This window comes from Amycolatopsis azurea DSM 43854 (genome assembly GCF_001995215.1).
Taxonomy (GTDB): Bacteria; Actinomycetota; Actinomycetes; order Mycobacteriales; family Pseudonocardiaceae; genus Amycolatopsis; species Amycolatopsis azurea.
In genome coordinates, this window is the sequence record NZ_MUXN01000028.1 from 192,169 (window position 1) to 210,019 (window position 17,851).

The 17,851-nt window shown below is 70.2% G+C and carries 13 protein-coding genes; 10 read left to right on the top strand and 3 right to left on the bottom strand.

Going from position 1 to position 17,851, the window contains the following annotated elements:
- The first annotated feature begins 565 nt into the window (after positions 1–565).
- Positions 566–2,140 carry an alkaline phosphatase D family protein gene (locus B0293_RS38185; RefSeq protein WP_005158509.1) on the top strand — a complete coding sequence of 525 codons (1,575 nt, stop codon included), beginning with the start codon at positions 566–568 and terminating at the stop codon, positions 2,138–2,140.
- Here the strand turns inward: B0293_RS38185 and B0293_RS38190 are convergent.
- Positions 2,094–2,987, bottom strand: a complete 894-nt coding sequence (locus B0293_RS38190) for an NAD(P)-dependent oxidoreductase (RefSeq protein WP_005158512.1) — start codon at positions 2,985–2,987, stop codon at positions 2,094–2,096. The genes B0293_RS38185 and B0293_RS38190 overlap by 47 nt on opposite strands.
- 111 nt (positions 2,988–3,098) lie before the next feature.
- Here B0293_RS38190 and B0293_RS38195 point away from each other — a divergent pair, with 111 nt between their 5' ends.
- The 4 genes from B0293_RS38195 (at position 3,099) to B0293_RS38210 (ending at position 8,193) form a co-directional block, all read left to right on the top strand.
- On the top strand, positions 3,099–3,446 hold the full coding sequence (locus B0293_RS38195) for a winged helix-turn-helix transcriptional regulator (protein ID WP_005158513.1): 348 nt from the start codon (positions 3,099–3,101) through the stop codon (positions 3,444–3,446).
- 64 nt (positions 3,447–3,510) lie between these two features.
- Positions 3,511–3,921 (top strand): nucleoside-diphosphate kinase, encoded by a 411-nt coding sequence (gene ndk, locus B0293_RS38200; protein ID WP_005158515.1) that lies wholly within the window; start codon positions 3,511–3,513, stop codon positions 3,919–3,921.
- Between the two features lie 55 nt (positions 3,922–3,976).
- Positions 3,977–4,720, top strand: a complete 744-nt coding sequence (locus B0293_RS38205) for a maleylpyruvate isomerase family mycothiol-dependent enzyme (RefSeq protein ID WP_039918276.1) — start codon at positions 3,977–3,979, stop codon at positions 4,718–4,720.
- Positions 4,721–4,848: 128 nt separating this feature from the next.
- The gene (locus tag B0293_RS38210) at positions 4,849–8,193 is read left to right on the top strand and encodes a phosphodiester glycosidase family protein (protein ID WP_077241495.1); all 3,345 of its coding nucleotides are present in this window, start codon (positions 4,849–4,851) and stop codon (positions 8,191–8,193) included.
- Positions 8,194–8,508: 315 nt separating this feature from the next.
- Here B0293_RS38210 and B0293_RS38215 read toward each other — a convergent pair whose 3' ends face one another.
- The gene (locus B0293_RS38215) at positions 8,509–9,540 is read right to left on the bottom strand and encodes a M14 family zinc carboxypeptidase (protein ID WP_039918279.1); all 1,032 of its coding nucleotides are present in this window, start codon (positions 9,538–9,540) and stop codon (positions 8,509–8,511) included.
- 118 nt (positions 9,541–9,658) lie between these two features.
- Between B0293_RS38215 and B0293_RS38220 the strand changes: the two genes are divergently transcribed.
- The 3 genes from B0293_RS38220 to B0293_RS38230 are packed head-to-tail and all read left to right on the top strand — an operon-like array spanning position 9,659 to position 12,217.
- Positions 9,659–10,573, top strand: a complete 915-nt coding sequence (locus B0293_RS38220; RefSeq protein WP_005158523.1) for an ABC transporter ATP-binding protein — start codon at positions 9,659–9,661, stop codon at positions 10,571–10,573.
- Complete coding sequence (locus B0293_RS38225; RefSeq protein ID WP_005158524.1) at positions 10,573–11,388, top strand: ABC transporter permease; 816 nt, start codon at positions 10,573–10,575, stop codon at positions 11,386–11,388. Before B0293_RS38220 ends, B0293_RS38225 begins: the two co-directional genes overlap by 1 nt.
- A 1-nt stretch (position 11,389) precedes the next feature.
- A complete protein-coding gene (locus B0293_RS38230; RefSeq protein WP_005158527.1) occupies positions 11,390–12,217 on the top strand; it encodes an ABC transporter permease in 828 nt (275 codons plus the stop codon).
- 1 nt (position 12,218) lies between these two features.
- Here the strand turns inward: B0293_RS38230 and B0293_RS38235 are convergent, their stop codons facing one another.
- Entirely contained in the window at positions 12,219–13,649 is a 1,431-nt protein-coding gene (locus B0293_RS38235; protein ID WP_005158531.1) for a S8 family peptidase, read from the bottom strand.
- Between the two features lie 537 nt (positions 13,650–14,186).
- On the opposite strand from B0293_RS38235, the gene B0293_RS38240 reads away from it, so the two are divergent.
- The gene (locus B0293_RS38240; RefSeq protein ID WP_005158534.1) at positions 14,187–17,342 is read left to right on the top strand and encodes a translation initiation factor IF-2 N-terminal domain-containing protein; all 3,156 of its coding nucleotides are present in this window, start codon (positions 14,187–14,189) and stop codon (positions 17,340–17,342) included.
- Between the two features lie 169 nt (positions 17,343–17,511).
- Positions 17,512–17,826 (top strand): 50S ribosomal protein L21, encoded by a 315-nt coding sequence (gene rplU / locus B0293_RS38245; protein ID WP_005158538.1) that lies wholly within the window; start codon positions 17,512–17,514, stop codon positions 17,824–17,826.
- Positions 17,827–17,851: the final 25 nt, after the last annotated feature.

A 17,851-nucleotide genomic window follows, 5' to 3' on the forward strand; every position in this document is an offset into this window, starting at 1 on the left:
GAAGGCGGCCTTCATGTACTTGGCAAGGTGTGAAGGTCGAGTTTCCTCGGCTGAGCCGAGAGGGAAGGGGGCCTTCACTCGCGGCGCTGTGACTGCTGGTGCATATGGGGCGAAAGTGGCGATCCCGAGTCCGTGAAGGCCTCCTTGAGGGACCCAGGGTCCCTCAAGGAGGCCTTCACGGACCATGCCTGCGACCGACCGCGGCCGAACCCAGTAGGTACCTAAGACACACACTTGGCCCTGGCCCCATTCACCGCTCACGACCCCCTCGACCGACACCTCACCCGCCCCACCAGACACATCGACCACAAGAACACCCGTCGCTCACCCCGATCCGCACTCGTGGCGCCCGTAACAGCAGCCGCGAGGTGAAGGGCCCTTTCGCCGCAAGCGATGCGGCGAAAGGGCCCTTCACAGCACTTGACCTCCTTGCGTTCCCCAGCCCGTCCCCGCTTACCACTCACGAGACCCCACGCTGAGTGGCCGTGAGTGGACGCCGTGTTCGTTCATCACCAGGCCAACCGCAGTTGGCCCACCGGCCGTGGCCGCGGGATAGAACCGCGCCATGACCGCTTCCCACCACAATCGCCGCACGCTGCTCAAGGCCGGTCTCACCGGCGCCGGAGCCGTCGCGGGCGGCCTGATCCTCCCCGGAACCGCGACCGCCACCGAGACCGCGACCGCGAACCCCGTCCCGCTGATCCGCGGCGGCCGCCCGGTGCTCACCCACGGTGTCCAGTCCGGCGACGTCACCACCGGTTCCGGCATCGTCTGGTCGCGCGCCGACCGGCCCTCGCGGCTGATCGTGGAGATCTCCAGGGACCCTTCGTTCCGCCGCGCGCGCCGCGTGCGCGGGCCGGTGATGAGCCCGGAGACCGGCGGCACCGGCAAGGTCCGCGTCGCCGGTCTGCTGCCGGGGACCGAGGTCCACTACCGCGTGACCGCCGAATCCCTCGACGGCCGGACGTGCAGCGAGGCCGTCACCGGCCGGTTCGCCACGGCGCCGATCGGCCGCTCGGACGTCCGCCTGGTGTGGTCCGGTGACGTCGCCGGGCAGAACTGGGGCATCAACCCCGAACGCGGCGGGATGACGATCTACCGCGCGATGGCCGACCGCCGTCCGGACCTGTTCCTCCACTGTGGAGACACGGTCTACGCCGACGCGCCGCTCACCGAGACCGTCGCGCTGCCCGGCGGTCGCGTGTGGCGCAACATCGTCACCCCGGAGAAGTCGAAGGTCGCCGAGACGCTCGACGAGTACCGCGGCCAGTTCGCCTACAACCTCCTCGACGACAACCTCAAGCGCTTCACCGCGAACGTGCCCGCCTACGTCCAGTGGGACGACCACGAAGTAGTGAACAACTGGTACCCCGGTGAGATCCTCAACGACCGCCCCGAATACACCGAGAAACGTGTCGACGTGCTCGCCGCGCGGGCGTTCCAGGCGTTTCACGAATGGCACCCGATCGACCGGCGCCAGGCCGTCGACGGCCGGGTGTACCGCAACTTCCGGCACGGCTCCCGCGCCGAGGTCTTCGTGCTGGACATGCGGACCTACAAGGACGCCAACACCGCGGACCAGACCCAGCCCGGCCGCATCCTCGGCGACCGTCAGGCGCGCTGGCTCGTCGACGCGCTCGACCGCAGCACCGCCACCTGGAAGATCGTCCAGGCCGACCTCCCGATCGGCCTCACCGTCCCGGACGGCAAGGGCATCGAAGGCGTCGCCAACGGCCTGCCCGGCGCACCCGGCGGCCGCGAGACCGAACTCGCCTGGGTGCTGCGGGAGATCGCGCGGCGCCGGGTGCGCAACGTCGTCTGGCTGACCGCCGACGTGCACTACACCGCGGCGCACCACTACTCGCCGGATCGCGCTTCCTTCACCGACTTCGACCCGTTCTGGGAGTTCGTCTCCGGTCCGCTCAACGCCGGCGCGTTCGGCCCGAACACGCTCGACCCCACCTTCGGGCCGGAAGCGGTGTTCGTGCACGCCCCGCCCGCCGCGAACACCTCGCCCGCCGACGGCTTCCAGCACTTCGGCGAGGTGAACATCGACGGGCGGAGTGGCGCGCTCACGGTCGATCTGCGGGACGCTACGGGCGCTTCGCTGTGGTCGAAGACCATTCAACCCCAACGCTGAGAAGTTCCGTCAGGACCGCGATGCTGCGGTCGCCGTGCCCGGCCTCGGCGGCCCGCCGCACGAGGTCGTGCAACGGGCGTTGCCAGTCGACGTCGACGCCTTCCTCGGCCAGTTCGAGGTCGGCGGCGGCGCCGGCGTGGAAGATGTTCACCGACGCAGACGGCTCCGAGTAGTCGCGGCTGTCGATTTCCTTGGTGTACATGGGAAGCGCCGAGATGATCATCTCGAACCACTTGGTCGCGTACGGCAGCAGCGTTTCGGCTTCGAGCCCGCGCGACCGCAGCGCGGCGGCACCCTGGAAGAACCCGACCAGCGCGGGCAGCAGGGTGCCGCCGACGGCTATTTCGTACAGCGCCGCGAGATCGGTCTCCTCACCGAGGTGGACGGTGTCACCGCCCAGTACCCGCAACGTGTGCACGTGTTCGTCGAAGACCGCCTTGTCTCCGCCGTAGTACAGCAGGGTGTCCGGCGCGCCGACGGCCGACGGGATGTTCTTGACCGCGCCGTCGAGAAATCGCGCGCCACGACCCACCGCCCATTCGGCCATCCGGCGGGCCCCCGCCGGTGAGCCGGTGTTCAAGGTGACCAAAGCGCGTCCCGTCAGTGAAGCCGGCGCCAAGGCCTCGCGGGTGTTCTCGTAGGTGGTCAGGCAGGTGATGATCAGCGGGCTCGCGCGCACCGCGTCTTCGGTCGTTCCCGCCCGGCGCGCTCCCAGCGCGACAAGGGGATCGGCCTTCGCGGCCGTCCTGTTCCACACGGTGGTCGGATGTCCCGCCGCGAGGAAGGCCCGTGCCAGGGCCGAGCCCATCGAACCGAGTCCGACGACGGTCACCGGCGTTTTCGACATTTTTCGCTCCAGTCAAAGGAAATCTTCGGATGACTCCAGGCTGAGGCGTCGCGTACATTCGATCAAGTACCTACTAATTTGCCAGGTACTGACAAAAAGGTAAGTGATGCGATGATCAAGAACCGCACGTTCACCTGCGGGCTCGATGCCGCGATCGCCGTCATGGGCGGCAAATGGAAAGGGCTCATCCTGTTCGCGCTTCAGGAGGGGCCGGTGCGTTTCGGGGAGTTGCGGCGCGCGGTACCCGGTATCAGTGAACGGGTGCTGATCCTGCAATTGCGCGAGATGGAGGCCACCGGACTGCTGCGACGCGAGGTGTACCACCAGGTCCCGCCGAAGGTGGAGTACTCGCTGACCGAGTTCGGGGACTCGCTGAACAGCGCGATGGCCGTCCTCGGGGCGTGGGGCGAGGAGCACATGGAGCGGATCGAGGCCATTCCCTGGTCCGACGTGAAGTGAGCGTCGAAGCACCCAGTAGGCTCCGGGCGAATAGCACGAAACCCACCCAAGGAGAAATACCGCCGTGACTGAACGCACGCTGGTCCTCGTCAAGCCCGATGGCGTCGCGCGCGGCCTCGTCGGCGAGGTCATCGCTCGCATCGAGCGCAAGGGCCTGAAGCTCGCCGCCCTCGAACTGCGCACCGTCGAACGCTCGGTCGCCGAGGAGCACTACGCCGAGCACAAGGAGCGCCCGTTCTTCGGCGACCTCCTCGAGTTCATCACCTCGGGCCCGCTGGTCGCGATCGCCGTCGAGGGCCCGCGCGCCATCGCCGCCTTCCGTCAGCTCGCCGGCGGCACCGACCCGGTCGAGAAGGCCACCCCGGGCACCCTGCGCGGCGACTTCGCGCTGGAGACCCAGTACAACCTGGTGCACGGTTCGGACTCCCCGGAGTCGGCCGAGCGCGAACTCAAGCTCTGGTTCCCCGAGGTCTGACACACTCGTGGATGGCGCGGGAAGACCGCGTCATCCACGGACCTGGGGGTTGTCGATGACACCGGACGAGTACCTGGCACGACTGCGGGAGCTCACCACCGGTTTCGCGGAGGTGGCGCGCACCGGGGACCACGCCGCACCCGTCCCGTGCTGCGGTGACTGGAGCCTTCGTGACCTGGTCGTCCACCTCGGCAACGTCCACCGCTGGGCGACGGTGATCGTCCGGACCGGCGAGCCCGCCCCGCAGGACTTCGCCGTCGAACCGGACGCGGATCTCGCCACCTGGTACGCCGGATGCGCGGACGGTCTCGTCGAGGCCATGCGCGAGGCGTCCCCGGAAGACGGCGCCTGGAACTTCACCGCCGCCGCCAAGACCAAGGCCTTCTGGTTCCGCCGCCAGGTCCACGAGACCGCGGTGCATCTGCTCGACGCGCACCGCGCGGCAGGGACCGAACACACCCTCGACCCGTTCATCGCCGCCGACGGCGCGGACGAGGTCCTCCTCGGCATGCTGCCGAAGGTGAAGCGCTGGCACACCCCGCCCGTGGTCACCGTTCCGTTGCTGCTGAAGACGTCCGACACCGGACACGCCTGGTTGATCACACCGCCGGGCGAAAACGACGTCCCCAGCTCCCGGCGGGCAGACCCCGCGGAAGCGGCGGGCGCCGTCGTCGAAGGGCCCGCGGAAGGGCTGGACTTGCTGCTGTGGCAACGAGTCGAGCTCGACGGCTCGGGCCTGAAGATCACCGGCGACGTCGACGCGGCGGAAACCTTCCTCGCCGGACCGTTCACGCCCTGAGCTTCGGCGCCCTACGCCGTTCGGTTCACGTTCACCTCGGGGTCTTCTCCTGGCGGTTCGCGTCCGCTGTGCTGAGCTGAGCCGTCTGTCACTCGATCGTGGGGTTTTTCGTGAGAAGATCACGCCTGTTGTTGCTCGCTGCCCTGCTGCCCGGACTACTCGTCGCCGCACCGGTGCACGCCGATCCGCTGACCGCCCCGCTCGGTCCGGCACCTGTCGAAGCCGCCCCCGAGGGCTCCTCGGCGAAGGAGGGCCCGTCCGCGTACGCCGTGGCCGCGCCCGACGACGGTCTCGTCACCACCAGCGCGACTTCGCGCGTGGCGCCGGGACTGAGCCTCACCGAGTTCGACCGGTACGACCCGGCGGGCTGGATCCGCGGCGACACCCTCGCCGTCGACCTGACCAGCAAGACGCTCAAGCCGACGTATCTCAGCCCTGGCACGGTTTCCGCGCGGACACCGCTTTCGCAGCAGGTCGCCAGGGCGGGCGCGGTCGCCGGGGTCAACGGGGACTTCTTCGACATCAACGCCAGCGGCGCGCCGATCGGCGTCGGCGTCGACGCCGGGAAACTCCAGACGGCGCCCGCGCGCGGCCACAACCTGACCGCGTCGATCACCGAGGAAGGCAAGGCGCGCCTCGCGGAGGTGTTCCTCGACGCGTCGATCACCTTGCCCGACGGCAAGGTCGTTCCCGCGTCGAACTTCAACAGCCCCGTGCTGAGCGGAGGCGCGATCGGCGTCTACACGCCGTTGTGGGGCGCGGCTTCGCGCCGGACCTCGGTCGCGGGCGCGCAGCGTGTCGTCGAGATCGAGCTGCGGGACGGGGTCGTCACGCAGGTGCGGCCGCAGCCCGCGGACGGACCGATCGCCGCCGGGAGCACGGTCCTGCTCGCCCGTGACGGCGGCGTGGACGCGTTGTCCGCCTTGAAGACCGGCGACCGCGTGGGCGTTTCGTACGCGCCGAAGAGCGACGCCGGGAAGCTGTCCGTCTCCGTCGGCGGCAACATCGTCCTGCTGCGCGACGGCGCGATCCAGCCGGTCGACAACGTCGCCATGCACCCCCGCACCGCGGTCGGGTTCTCCGCCGACGGCACGAAGATGTGGCTGGCCACCGTCGACGGCCGTCAGGCGGACAGTCGTGGCATGACGGAACTGGAACTCGCCCGCCACATGAAGTCGCTCGGCGCGGACGACGCCCTCAACCTCGACGGCGGCGGGTCCTCGACCATGCTCGCCCGCGAGGAGGGCGAGAAGTCGCCGCTGGTGCGCAACTCGCCGTCGGACGGCGGGGAACGCTTGGTGCCCAACGGGATCGGCGTCGCCACGGTGCCCGGCAGCGGGCGGCTGACCGGGTTCTCGCCGCATCCCGCGCAGGACACCACCGACGCGACGCGAGTGCTTTCCGGGCTGACCCGGAAACTCGTCGCCGGGGGACACGACGAGACCGGCGCCGCCGTCGACGGCAGGGCCCAGTGGATCAGCACGAACCCCTTCCGCGGCACCGTGACCGGCGACGTCTTCACCGCGCACGCCGACCGGTTCCGGCCGGACGCGCCCGCGAACGTCGACGTCCTGGCGAAGCGCGGCGGCGTCCTGGGCAAGACGACGCTGAACGTCCTCGGCTCACCGGTCCGGCTGGGCACCAGCACCGAGCAGGTCGCGCTGTCCGGCGAAGGCGCGAAGAGCACCTTCAAGGTCTTCGGCTACGACGCCGACGGCTACGGCACGTGGGTCGAGCCCGACGACGTCAAACTCGACTACGACCCCTCGGTGGTGCGGATCGAGCCGTCCGGCGACGGGTTCGCGGTCACCGCGCTGAAGGCTTCGGGCGCTTCGGCGATCACCGCCACCGCCGGCGGGAAGGTGACGCATCTGGCGGCGTCCGTCGGCACGGAATCCCGCGTGGCGGCGCCCTTGGACGGCCCGGCGGGCTGGTCCGCCAGTGTCTTCCCCGCCGTCGTCGGCGCCGCGCTTTCCGAGGCGTCCGGCCGTGACGGCGGACGCGGTCTCGCGCTGGACTACCGGCTGACCGGGACCAACGCCACACGCGCGGCCTACGTCAACTCGGCGGCGCCGATCGCGCTGCCGCCCGGCACCCAGCGTGTCGGCCTGTGGGTCAACGGCGACGCGAAGGGCGCCTGGCTGCGGGCGGAACTCCGCGACGCCGCCAACGTACCGTCCATTGTGGACCTTTCGCTGAGTGTCGACTGGACGGGCTGGCGCTACATCCGCGCGGCGATCCCGGCCGGGCTCCCCGACGGGCAGCGGCTGACGAAGTTCTACGCCGTCGAGAACGTTCCGGACCAGCAGTACGAAGGACGGCTGGTCTTCGACGACCTCACCTTCGAGGTCGCGCCCGCGGCCGCCGTCCCCGCCGACCCGGCGCCGCGTGATCCCGCGCTGATCACCGACGGCGTCGCGACCGGCGGCCTGCGGATCGCCGTGGTCAGCGACGCGCAGTTCACCGCCGACCAGCCGGACGGCCCGCTGGTCGCCCAGGCGCGGCGCGCGCTGCGCGAGGCGGTGGCGGCGAAACCGGATCTCGTGCTGATCAACGGCGATTTCGTCGACCGCGGCACGGCCGCCGATTTCGCGCTGGCTCGTTCGGTCATCGATCAGGAACTGGTCGGCAAGGCGCCCTGGTACTACGTCCCGGGCAACCACGAGGCCGACGGCGGGCACGGGATCACGGAGTTTCAGGCGGCGTTCGGGGAGACGCACCGCGTCGCCGACATCGCCGGGATCAGGCTGGTGCTGATGGACTCCTCGCGCGGTTCGCTGCGCGCGGGCGGGTTCGACCAGATCCGGATGCTGCGCGAGGCGCTGGACGGCGCGAAGGCGGACAGGCGGATTCGCGGCGTGGTCGTCGCGATGCACCATCCGGTCAAGGACCCCAGCCCCACCGGGAACTCGCAGCTGGCCGACCGCAAGGAAGCCGCCATGCTGACCGGCTGGCTGACCGCCTTCGAGCGCGAATCGGGGAAGCAGGCGGCCGCGATCGCCTCGCACGCCGGCGTGTTCAACCTGTCGCGCGTCGACGGCGTGCCGTACCTGGTGAACGGCAACTCCGGGAAGTCGCCCGCGGCGGCCCCCGGCGACGGCGGGTTCGTCGGCTGGACGATGGTCCGGTTCGAGCCGGGGGACAAGGCGCAGCCGGTGCGGTTCGAGACGCGGCCGAACGTCGACTCGCTGGCGATCTCCGGGCCGTCGTCGCTGGCGCGCGGTGAGAAGGCGGACGTCCGGGCCGTGGTGACGCAGGGAGCACGTCAGGTGCCGGTTTCGTACCCGGTCAGCGCGGACTGGAAGGGCGGCTGGGGCACGCACGTCGCCGACGGCTTCCTGCCCGCGATGCCGTGGGACGTCGCGTCCTTCGACCCGGCGACCGGGGTGCTGACCGCGCTGCGGCCGGGGGTGGCGAACCTTTCGGTCACCGTCAACGGGGTGACGCGGAGCCTGTCGGTCACCGTGAGGTGAGAAGGGGACTTCCCCGCCTCGGTCAAGTGGGTCGTGAGTGGCGATTCGGGTTCTAGCGGACTCGCATTCACCTACCTACTGGGTCCGTCACGTCGCCTAACACCGGACGTGGTCGGCACGGCCTTGATCAGCCCAGCGCGGAGTTGTGAAAGCCACTTTCGCAACGTTGAAGGTTGCGAAAGTGGCTTTCACAACACAACCACCCCGACCCAGCGGTCCCGGCGACACGGCACAGTGATCATCTGAATGCCCCGGCTGCCGGACTGGCACGACCCCTTTCCAATCCGAATCGCCACCCCGCGACCACCCACCGCGTCAGGCGGCTTCGTGCGCCTCCTCGACCGTGCCAGGCAGCGCCGGACCCCGCGGCGGGATCGCGTCCGCGGCGGCCGGATCCACCTTCCGCACCGAACCGTCGGCCGCGCTCCGGGCGATCGCGAGCATCGAGGCCAGCGCGTCCCGGATCTGCTGCTGCTCCCGCTCCGGGATGAGGCTCAGTTCGATCAGCACGCTGCCGTTGCCGAGCAGCCCGTACCCGTTGCGCGCGATGCCCTGGTAGTCACCGCCGGGGTACTGCGAGACGTAGCCGCCGTTGCCGTCGATCGACCGCTGCACCACGACCGAGATCTGCTTCGCGAAGTCCACATCGGACGGTTCGACGCCCGCGTTCGTCGGCCACAGCGTGGAAGCGGTGATCTCCTTGCCGTTCGCATCCCGATAACGGCCCTGCATGTGGTAGTCGACCATGATGTCCGGCCGGAACGACGCGTTCCGCCGCTGGATCAGGCCCGCCTCGGTGGCCGGGTTGTCCTTCGGCGCCACGGCCGGATCGTGGTAGCGGTTGATGTCGTAGCCCTTGCCCTTCTCCCCGTATTCGGGAGTGGCGTCCGGGTCGTAGTTGTAGCGCCAGTCGCGTTCGTGACCGTCGGGGTTGGCGCGCACGACGATGTCGACGGTGACCTTCGCCAGCAGTTTCCTGGCCCACGAGCTGTTTTCGACGCCGACCTTGCGCAGGAACTCGAGCGCGGCCGGAGTGCCGAGCGGCTCGTCGCCGTGCTGCTGGGTGACGTACTGGATCCGCGTCTTGCCGTGGCCGACCCTGGCCGCCCACACCGGACGGCCCTCGTTGCTGCGGCCGATCCGGTCCACCCGGATCTTGCCGTGGCTGAGCACGGCCAGCTTGTGCAGTTCGAAGGCCAGCTTGGCGGTGGAGGGCCGCGGGTCGACGGTCCGACCGTCCACAGTGGTCTCGGCAGCGGTGCTCTCGACCGCTTGGGCGGCGGGCGCCACCAAGAGCCCGGCGCTGACAAAAACGGACAACAGGGCGATTCGGGACTTGAGACTCATGGTCGGTGAGTATCGACGAGCGGGCATCGTCCAACAAGAGGCCGGATAAACCGGTCGAATTTTGTCGGTGCCAGGTTCTAGGGTGCCTACCGTGGGTGACTCAGAGCACGAATCGGCGATGGTCCAGGCGAAGGCGTTGGTCAAGCGTTTCGGCGACTTCGAGGCCGTACGCGGGATCGACGTCGAGGTCCGCCCTGGGGAGGCGTTCGGCTTCCTCGGGCCCAACGGCGCGGGCAAGTCCTCCACCATGCGGATGATCGCGAGCGTGTCCCCGCGCACCGACGGTGATCTGCGGGTCCTCGGCATGGATCCGGACGTCGAGGGGCCGAAGATCCGCGCCCGGCTCGGTGTGGTGCCGCAGCAGGACAACCTGGACACCGAGCTGACCGTCCGGCAGAACCTGCAGATCTACGGCCGCTACTTCGGCCTCTCCCGCGCGCACGTGCGGAGCAAGGCCGAAGAGCTGATGGAGTTCGCCCAGCTCACCGACCGCGCGAACGCCGAGGTCGATTCGCTCTCCGGTGGGATGAAGCGGCGGCTGACCATCGCGCGGTCCCTGGTCAACGACCCGGAACTGCTCCTGCTCGACGAGCCGACCACGGGGCTGGACCCGCAGGCCCGCCACCTGTTGTGGGACAGGTTGTTCCGGCTCAAGGCGGGCGGCACCACGCTGATCATCACGACCCACTACATGGACGAGGCAGAGCAGCTCTGCGACAGGCTGGTCGTGATGGACAACGGCCGCATCGCCGCCGAGGGCTCGCCCGCGGACCTGATCAGCCGGTACTCCACCCGCGAGGTCGTCGAACTCCGCTTCCCGAACGGCGAGCAGGAGGCGGCCGCGAAGCAGATCGAGGGCCTCGCCGAACGCGTCGAGGTGCTGCCCGACCGCGTCCTGCTCTACACGATGACCGGCGAGTCCACCCTCGAACAGGCACACGCGCGCGGGCTGCGTCCGCTGTCGAGCCTGGTCCGCCGGAGCTCACTGGAGGACGTCTTCCTCCGGCTCACCGGCCGGACGCTGGTCGACTGATGACCACGGCACAGACGAAGGCGTCGACGGGCCGGGTGGTCTCGCGCTGGGCGGGAGCCTGGCTGCGGGTCGAGGGCCACTGGATGTGGTATCGCCGGTACTGGCTGTCCACCCTGTACTCGACCGGCCTGCAACCGGTGCTGTTCCTGGCCGCGATGGGGCTCGGGTTCGGCTCGCAGGTCCAGGCGGGCGCGGCGACGGGCGGGTTCTCGTACCTGGAGTACGTCGCCCCCGCGCTGCTCGTCGCCGGCGCGGCGCAGCTGGCGGTGGGCGAGTCGAGCTATCCGGTGCTGTCGGGTTTCAAGTGGCAGCAGGACTACCTCGCCGTCACCGCCACCCCGATCACACCGGGCCAGGTGCTCGGCAGCCAGATCATGTGGGTCAGCCTCCGGCTGACGCTCGCGGGCACGATCTACGCCGTCATCGCGGCGCTCTTCGGGTCTTGGACGAGTTTCGGCGCGCTCGTGGTCATCCTGATCGGGACGCTCACCGGCATCGCCTGCGGCACCCCGGTGATGGCGCTGGCCGCGACCACCTACGACGAAGGCTCCCGGTTCGGCCTGGTGTTCCGCTTCGTCCTGATCCCGATGACGTTGTTCTCCGGCACGTTCTTCCCGATCACCGAACTGCCGGCGCCGCTGATGTGGATCGCCTGGCTTTCCCCGCTGTGGCACGGAAACGAGGCCGCGAGGGCGGTCAGTCTCGGCACCGTCGGCCCGCTCGCCACATTGGGGCACCTCGCCTTCCTGGTCGTGCTGGCCGGGGCGGGCTGGGCGCTGGCGCACAAGTACTTCTACCGACGGCTGGTGGTCTGAGATGACAGTGCTCACCGGTGACCCGCGGCGCGGAGTGCTGCTGCGCGTCCTGCCGCCGTCGCTGTACAGCGGCCGGTCGAAGGCGGTGCTGGAACGCACCTTCCTGACCTACTCGCACGTCTGGATGCTGTTCGTGTCCGGGGCCTTCGAGCCGCTGTTCTACCTGATGGCCTTCCAGCTGGGCTTCGGGAAACTCGTCGGCGAGGTCGTCGGTCCCGGCGGCCAGGTGATGAGCTACGTCGCCTTCGTCGCGCCCGGCCTGCTCGCGGCGTCGGCGATGAACGGCGCGATCATGGACTCGACGTACAACCTGTTCTTCAAACTGAAGTACGCCAAGCTGTACGACGCCATGCTCGCCACCCCGATCGGGCCGCTGGACATCGCGCTCGGCGAGGTCGGCTGGTCGGTGCTGCGCGGCGGGGTCTACTCGGTGACCTTCCTCGGCGTGATGACCGCGATGGGCCTGCCCGGCTCCTGGTGGGCCGTGCTGATGATCCCGGCGGCGTTGCTGGTCGCGATGGCGTTCTCGGCCGTCGGCATCGTGCTGGTGACCTTCCTGCGGTCGGTTTCGCAGTTCGACTACATCAACCTCGTGCTGATGCCGCTGTTCCTGTTCTCCACGACGTTCTACCCGCTGTCGGTCTACCCGACGGCGATCCAGTGGATCGTGCAGATCTTCCCGCTCTACCACGGGATCGAGCTGATGCGCGGGCTGTCGGTCGGCGTCCTGTCGTGGAGCATGGTCGGGAACGTGGCGTACTTGCTGGCGCTCGCGGCGGTCGGGATCTACGCGTCGTCGAAGCGGTTCGGCAAGCTCCTGCTGCGCTAGCTCACCGGGCCGGGTTGGAGCCGGTCCGCCGGGGCGCCACCGCGGCCAGCGCGTCGACCATCCCGTGCCCGTAGAAGCCGTTGAACCCGGCGTATCCGGTGCAGTACGCGTCCTGCGTGCCGTCGCCGGTCAGGTCGTAGTCGGCCGGACACGCGATCGGGGTCGCCTGGGCGTCCAGCGACCGCCTCAGCTGGCGGGCACCGTGGCCGGGGTGCTTCGAAGCGAGCAACGCCGCGACACCGGCGACGTGCGGCGCCGCCATCGACGTCCCGCACAGCGGCGCGTACCCGCCGGGAACGGTCGAAAGCACGCACTCGCCGGTCTCGCCGCCGGGTGCGGTCACGTCGATCACGCCCAGCCCGTACGAGCTGTAGCCGGCCTTGACCCGTTCAGAGCTCACGGACGACACCGCGACCACGTCCCGCAGGCCGGCGGGCAACGCCTGGCAGCCGGTGGTCTGAGGCCGGGCGCCCGACTGCGGCGACGGCACGAGCCCGACGGCTTCGTTGGTCGCCGCCGCGACGTTGAGCGTGCCCGCCGAGGTCGCGTACTCGGCGGCGCGGGCCATGACCTCGTTCACCACGCCCCGTTCGTCGGCGTGAGAGCACGAGAGCGACCACGGCTCGACGTAGTAGCTGCTGTTCGTCACGGCCATGCCCTGTGAAACCGCCCACATCAGCCCGCAGACGGCGGCCTCCGGGTCGGCGTAGCCGCGGTCGTCGATCACCTTCACCGACGCGATCCGCACGCCGGGCGCCACCCCGGTGACGCCCTTGCCGTCGTCGGCCGCGGCGATGATCCCCGCCACATGGGTGCCGTGCACCGACGTCGTCGCGGCCCAGTTCCGGTCGGGCGCGCCGGTCAGGCAGCCCGCGGACTTGCCGGGGTCGAGGGCGGCCGCCAGGTCCGGGTGGGTGGCGTCGACGCCGGAGTCGAGGACACCGACGACGACGTCCGGGCTGCCCGGTTCGATCGCGTGCGCCTTGTCGGCGCCGATCGCGCGCATGTCCCACTGCTCGCCGGTGCGGTCGGCGGAAGGCACCTTCGCCGGGTCCGTCGGTTCGAGTTCGGCGCGCGCGGGCGCGGCCTTGGCGGAAGGCGTGCCGTTGGCCCGCTGCACCGCCAGCCGTTCCGCCTGCGCGCTGAACGCGGCGGCGGGCCGGACCAGCTCCGTGAAGTCCCGGTCGGCCGAGCTCGCCACGGCCACCGCGATCTGCGGGTAGTAGATCGTCGTGCTGCCGCAACCACCGGTGATGGCCGCCCTGGCCTCGGCTTCGGAGGTGCCCCGGTCGAAGGCGACGACGTAACGCAGCGCCCGTCCTTCGGGATGACAAGACTGGTCCGCGTCCGCCGTCGGGACAGCGGCGACCGAGCCGCAGAGCACCAGGAAGGCGCATACGGCCGCTCGCAGGGACCGTCCCGTCAGGGACACCGGACCTCCCACCGGAGAAACAGGGGGACAACGAGAGCACCGCGGCCTGGGCTGGGCTGGAGTTCGGCACCCCCGAGCGGCACGCTAGCCACCCTCGGCCGGGCCGACAAGCTCTTCCGCGAAGTTCCCTCGGCCGGTGGCCGCGGCGCGCCCGGGAGTCAGGTCTGTGGCACCGAGTACACCGTAGTGAGGCCCGGGTGTGGGATACTCGCGGTGGCCGCTGGCCGACGGGCACACGTGAGAGGTGGCGCTCGCGGTCCTGTGGCCCGGTGGTGTGCTGCACATCCTCCACACGCGTCGCCGCTGCATGCGGCTCGACGACGTGGCGGGCGGCCCGATGTCGCGAACGTGGCCAGCGCTCCGCCGAGCAGACCTTTTGCCGTACGCGGCGCCCGGACAATCCCGGCGCCGTCGCGGTGCCGGGCAAGGATTCCCGCTGCTGGTGACCACCACGGCGGAACGAACAGAAAGGGGCCCCTGCGCGGCCGCGTCGAGCCGGTGTGAGCCAGCCGACGCGCCCGGGGGCGGAGGAGATATATGTCGAACGCGGACACACCCGCCGTCACCGGCGGGAATACCGCCACACCCATCGCAGGCCAGCTGGCCGAACTGCCTCCCCGGATCCGGGTGCACGCGCTGGCGAAGCTCCTGGGATCCAACAGCCGTGAACTGATGGCCAAGCTCGGTGAGCTCGGCGAGACCGTCCGCAGCGCGCAGTCCAGCGTCACCCGGGATGTGGCCCTCAAGCTCGCCGAAGCCCTCACCAGCGGAGACGAGCCCGAAGCCGAGGCGGCCCCGGCCGTCGAAGCGCCCGCCGCCGAGGCCCCGAAGGCCGCCGAGCCCGAGGTCAAGGCCGTCAAGGCCGAGTCGAAGCCTGAGCCGGAGCCCGCCGCGCCGGTGGAGGCGCCTTCGCGGCGTGTCCCGCCCGCGCTGGCCGCCCCCGTCACCCCGGAGCCGCCGCAGCCGACGACAAGGCTCGCGAAGGCCGCCGCGCACGTCCCGGTGTTCGCCGCGCCGTCGCCGGTGTTCCTGCCGCCGGAGCCCGTCACGGCGAAGCCCGTCCGCAAGCCGGAGCCGGCCTTCACCCCGGCCGAAGAGACCACTTCGGACGAGGACGAGACGCAGACCGACGAGGCCGAGGGCCACGGCACCGACGAGGACGGTGACGACGCCAACGGCCGTCGCCGTCGTCGTCGCGGCCGCCGTGGTCGCGGCCGGGGCAAGGGCGGCGACGAGAACTCGGCCGAGCCCGAGAACGAGGACGAGCAGCCCGAAGAGCCGCGAGCCCCGCGTGGCCGTCAGCAGCGCGCGAAGGACAAGGACGCCGACGCCGACGAGGCCGCCACCGAGAACGCCGAAGAGGCGTCCACCGCGGCTGATTCAGCCGCGTCTAGTTCAACGGAGTCCGATTCGGACAACGACGGCGATTCCGACAACGGCAGCAAGCGCCGCCGTCGCCGACGCCGCCGCAAGGGCGGGGACGACGACAGCGCCGAGTCCACCAGCGACGACCCGCCCAACACGGTCACCCACGTGCGCCAGGCCAAGGCCGCCGAGACCGAGCGTCCCGCGCGGGACGAGGTCCGCAGCGTGCGCGGCTCGACCAGGCTCGAAGCCAAGCGCCAGCGCCGCCGGGACGGCCGCGAGGCCGGTCGCCGCCGCGCGCCGATCCTGTCCGAGGCCGAGTTCCTCGCCCGCCGCGAGTCGGTCGAGCGCACCATGGTCGTCGCCGAGAAGGGCGAGTCCACGCAGATCGGCGTCCTCGAGGACGGCGTCCTGTGCGAGCACTTCGTGACCTCGTCGGGCACCGGCTCGATCGTCGGCAACGTGTACCTCGGCCGCGTGCAGAACGTGCTGCCGTCGATGGAGGCCGCCTTCATCGACATCGGCCGCGGCCGCAACGCCGTGCTCTACGCCGGTGAGGTCGACTGGGACGCCGCCGGTCTCGAGGGCAAGGCCCGCAAGATCGAGCAGGCGCTCTCCACCGGCGACTCCGTGCTGGTCCAGGTCACCAAGGACCCGGTCGGGCACAAGGGCGCCCGGCTGACCACGCAGATCTCGCTGCCGGGCCGCTTCCTGGTCTACGTGCCCGCGGGCGGCGCCACCGGCATCTCCCGGAAGCTCCCGGAGAACGAGCGCCGCCGCCTGAAGGACATCCTCAAGCGCATCGTCCCCGAGGACGCCGGTGTGATCATCCGCACCGCGTCCGAGGGCATCAGCGAGGAGGAGCTGGACCGCGACGTCCGCCGTCTCAAGGCGCAGTGGGACGTCATCAAGGAGAAGGCCGAAGCCGGCAACGGCGGCAAGAAGAACAGCGCCCCGGTCATGCTCTACGAAGAGCCGGACCTGCTGGTCAAGGTCGTGCGCGACCTGTTCACCGAGGACTTCGCCAAGCTGGAGATCCAGGGCGACAAGGCCTGGGACACCATCTACGACTACGTGCAGCACGTGGCGCCGGACCTGGCGGACCGGGTCAAGCGGTACACGGGCACCGGCTCGGCCTTCGCCGACCACCGGATCGACGAGCAGATCACCAAGGCGCTGGACCGCAAGGTCTGGCTGCCCTCGGGCGGCTACCTGGTCATCGACCGCACCGAAGCGATGACCGTCATCGACGTCAACACCGGCAAGTTCACCGGATCGGGTGGCAACCTCGAAGAGACGGTGACCAGGAACAACCTGGAGTCGGCGGAGGAGATCGTCCGCCAGCTCCGGCTCCGGGACATCGGCGGCATCATCGTCATCGACTTCATCGACATGGTGCTCGAATCCAACCGTGAGCTGGTGCTGCGCCGCCTGACCGAATGCCTCGGCCGCGACCGCACCCGCCACCAGGTCGCCGAGGTCACCTCGCTCGGCCTGGTGCAGATGACCCGCAAGAAGATCGGCACCGGGCTGCTCGAAGCGTTCTCGACGCCGTGTGAGCACTGCAAGGGCCGCGGCGTGGTCGTCTCGACCGAGCCGCAGCGCACCGGTGGCGGCGGCAACGGTCACAACCACGGCGGTGGCGGAAACGGCGGCGGTGGCGGTGGCGGTGGCGGCAAGGAGCAGGGCTCCCGCCGGTCCCGCGGTCGCAACAAGGGCGAGGACCAGGGGCAGAACGAGCCCGCCTCGGCCAAGGCCGAGGCTCCGCAGGCCTCCGGTCAGCGTGAGTCGGTGGTTTCGGCGGTCCAGGCCGTGGCCAACGCCGCCAAGGCGGCCAAGGGCGAGCACCCGCACGAAGTCACCGAGAACGTCGAAGGCGCCGCGCTCAACGGGCACGCCCAGCAGGCGGCGGAGAAGCCCGCTGAGCCGGTGAAGGAGGCTTCCGAGCCTGTTGCCGAAGCGACCGTCGAACAGGCGGCGGAGGCCGCGGCCGAGCCGGTTTCCGAGCCGGTCGCCGAGGCGCCCGCGACCGAGGTCGCCGGTGAGGCGGTGACGACGCCGGACGACGAGGCTCCGGCCGCGCGTGCGGAAGAGATCGCAGTCGTCGGGGAATCGGGCCCGGAGCCCGAAGCTCCCGAGGTTCCGGTGACTCCGGAGGCAGTTGTGATGGAAGAGGTTTCCGAGCCCGAGGCCCCCGCGGCTCCGGAGGAGACCGAACCCGAGGTGGACGTCCCGGCCCCGGCCGGGCGCTCCACCACCCGCCGTCGTCCGCGACGGGCGGCCTCACGGCCGGCCGGTCCGCCGGTCAAGGCGTCGGAAAAGAGCTAGTGAACACCGTGGGGCACCCCGGTGTGATCGCACCGGGGAGCCCCACGTAACCTATAGAACGGCCCGCCACTTAGCGGCGGGCACCTTGCGCAGAATCCGGACCGCCGAGACTTCCCGGTGGGCCGGTCACGCAAGCCCCCACCCGTTGTCGAGTAAGCAGGAGACTTCCGTGTCGGCGTACGCGATCGTCAAGACTGGCGGCAAGCAGTACAAGGTGGCCGTCGGCGACGTCGTCGAGGTCGAGAAGCTCGAAGGCGAGCCGGGTACCGAGCACACCTTCCCCGCGGTCCTTTTCGTGGATGGTGGCGACGTCACCACGGACGCCGACGCGCTGGCGAAGGTCTCGGTCACCGGCAAGGTCGTCGAGCAGACCAAGGGTCCGAAGATCCGGATCCACAAGTTCAAGAACAAGACCGGCTACCACAAGCGCCAGGGTCACCGGCAGAAGCTGACCCGCGTCGAGGTCACCGGCATCTCCAAGTAGGACTTTCTCCGGATCTTCGTCAGAA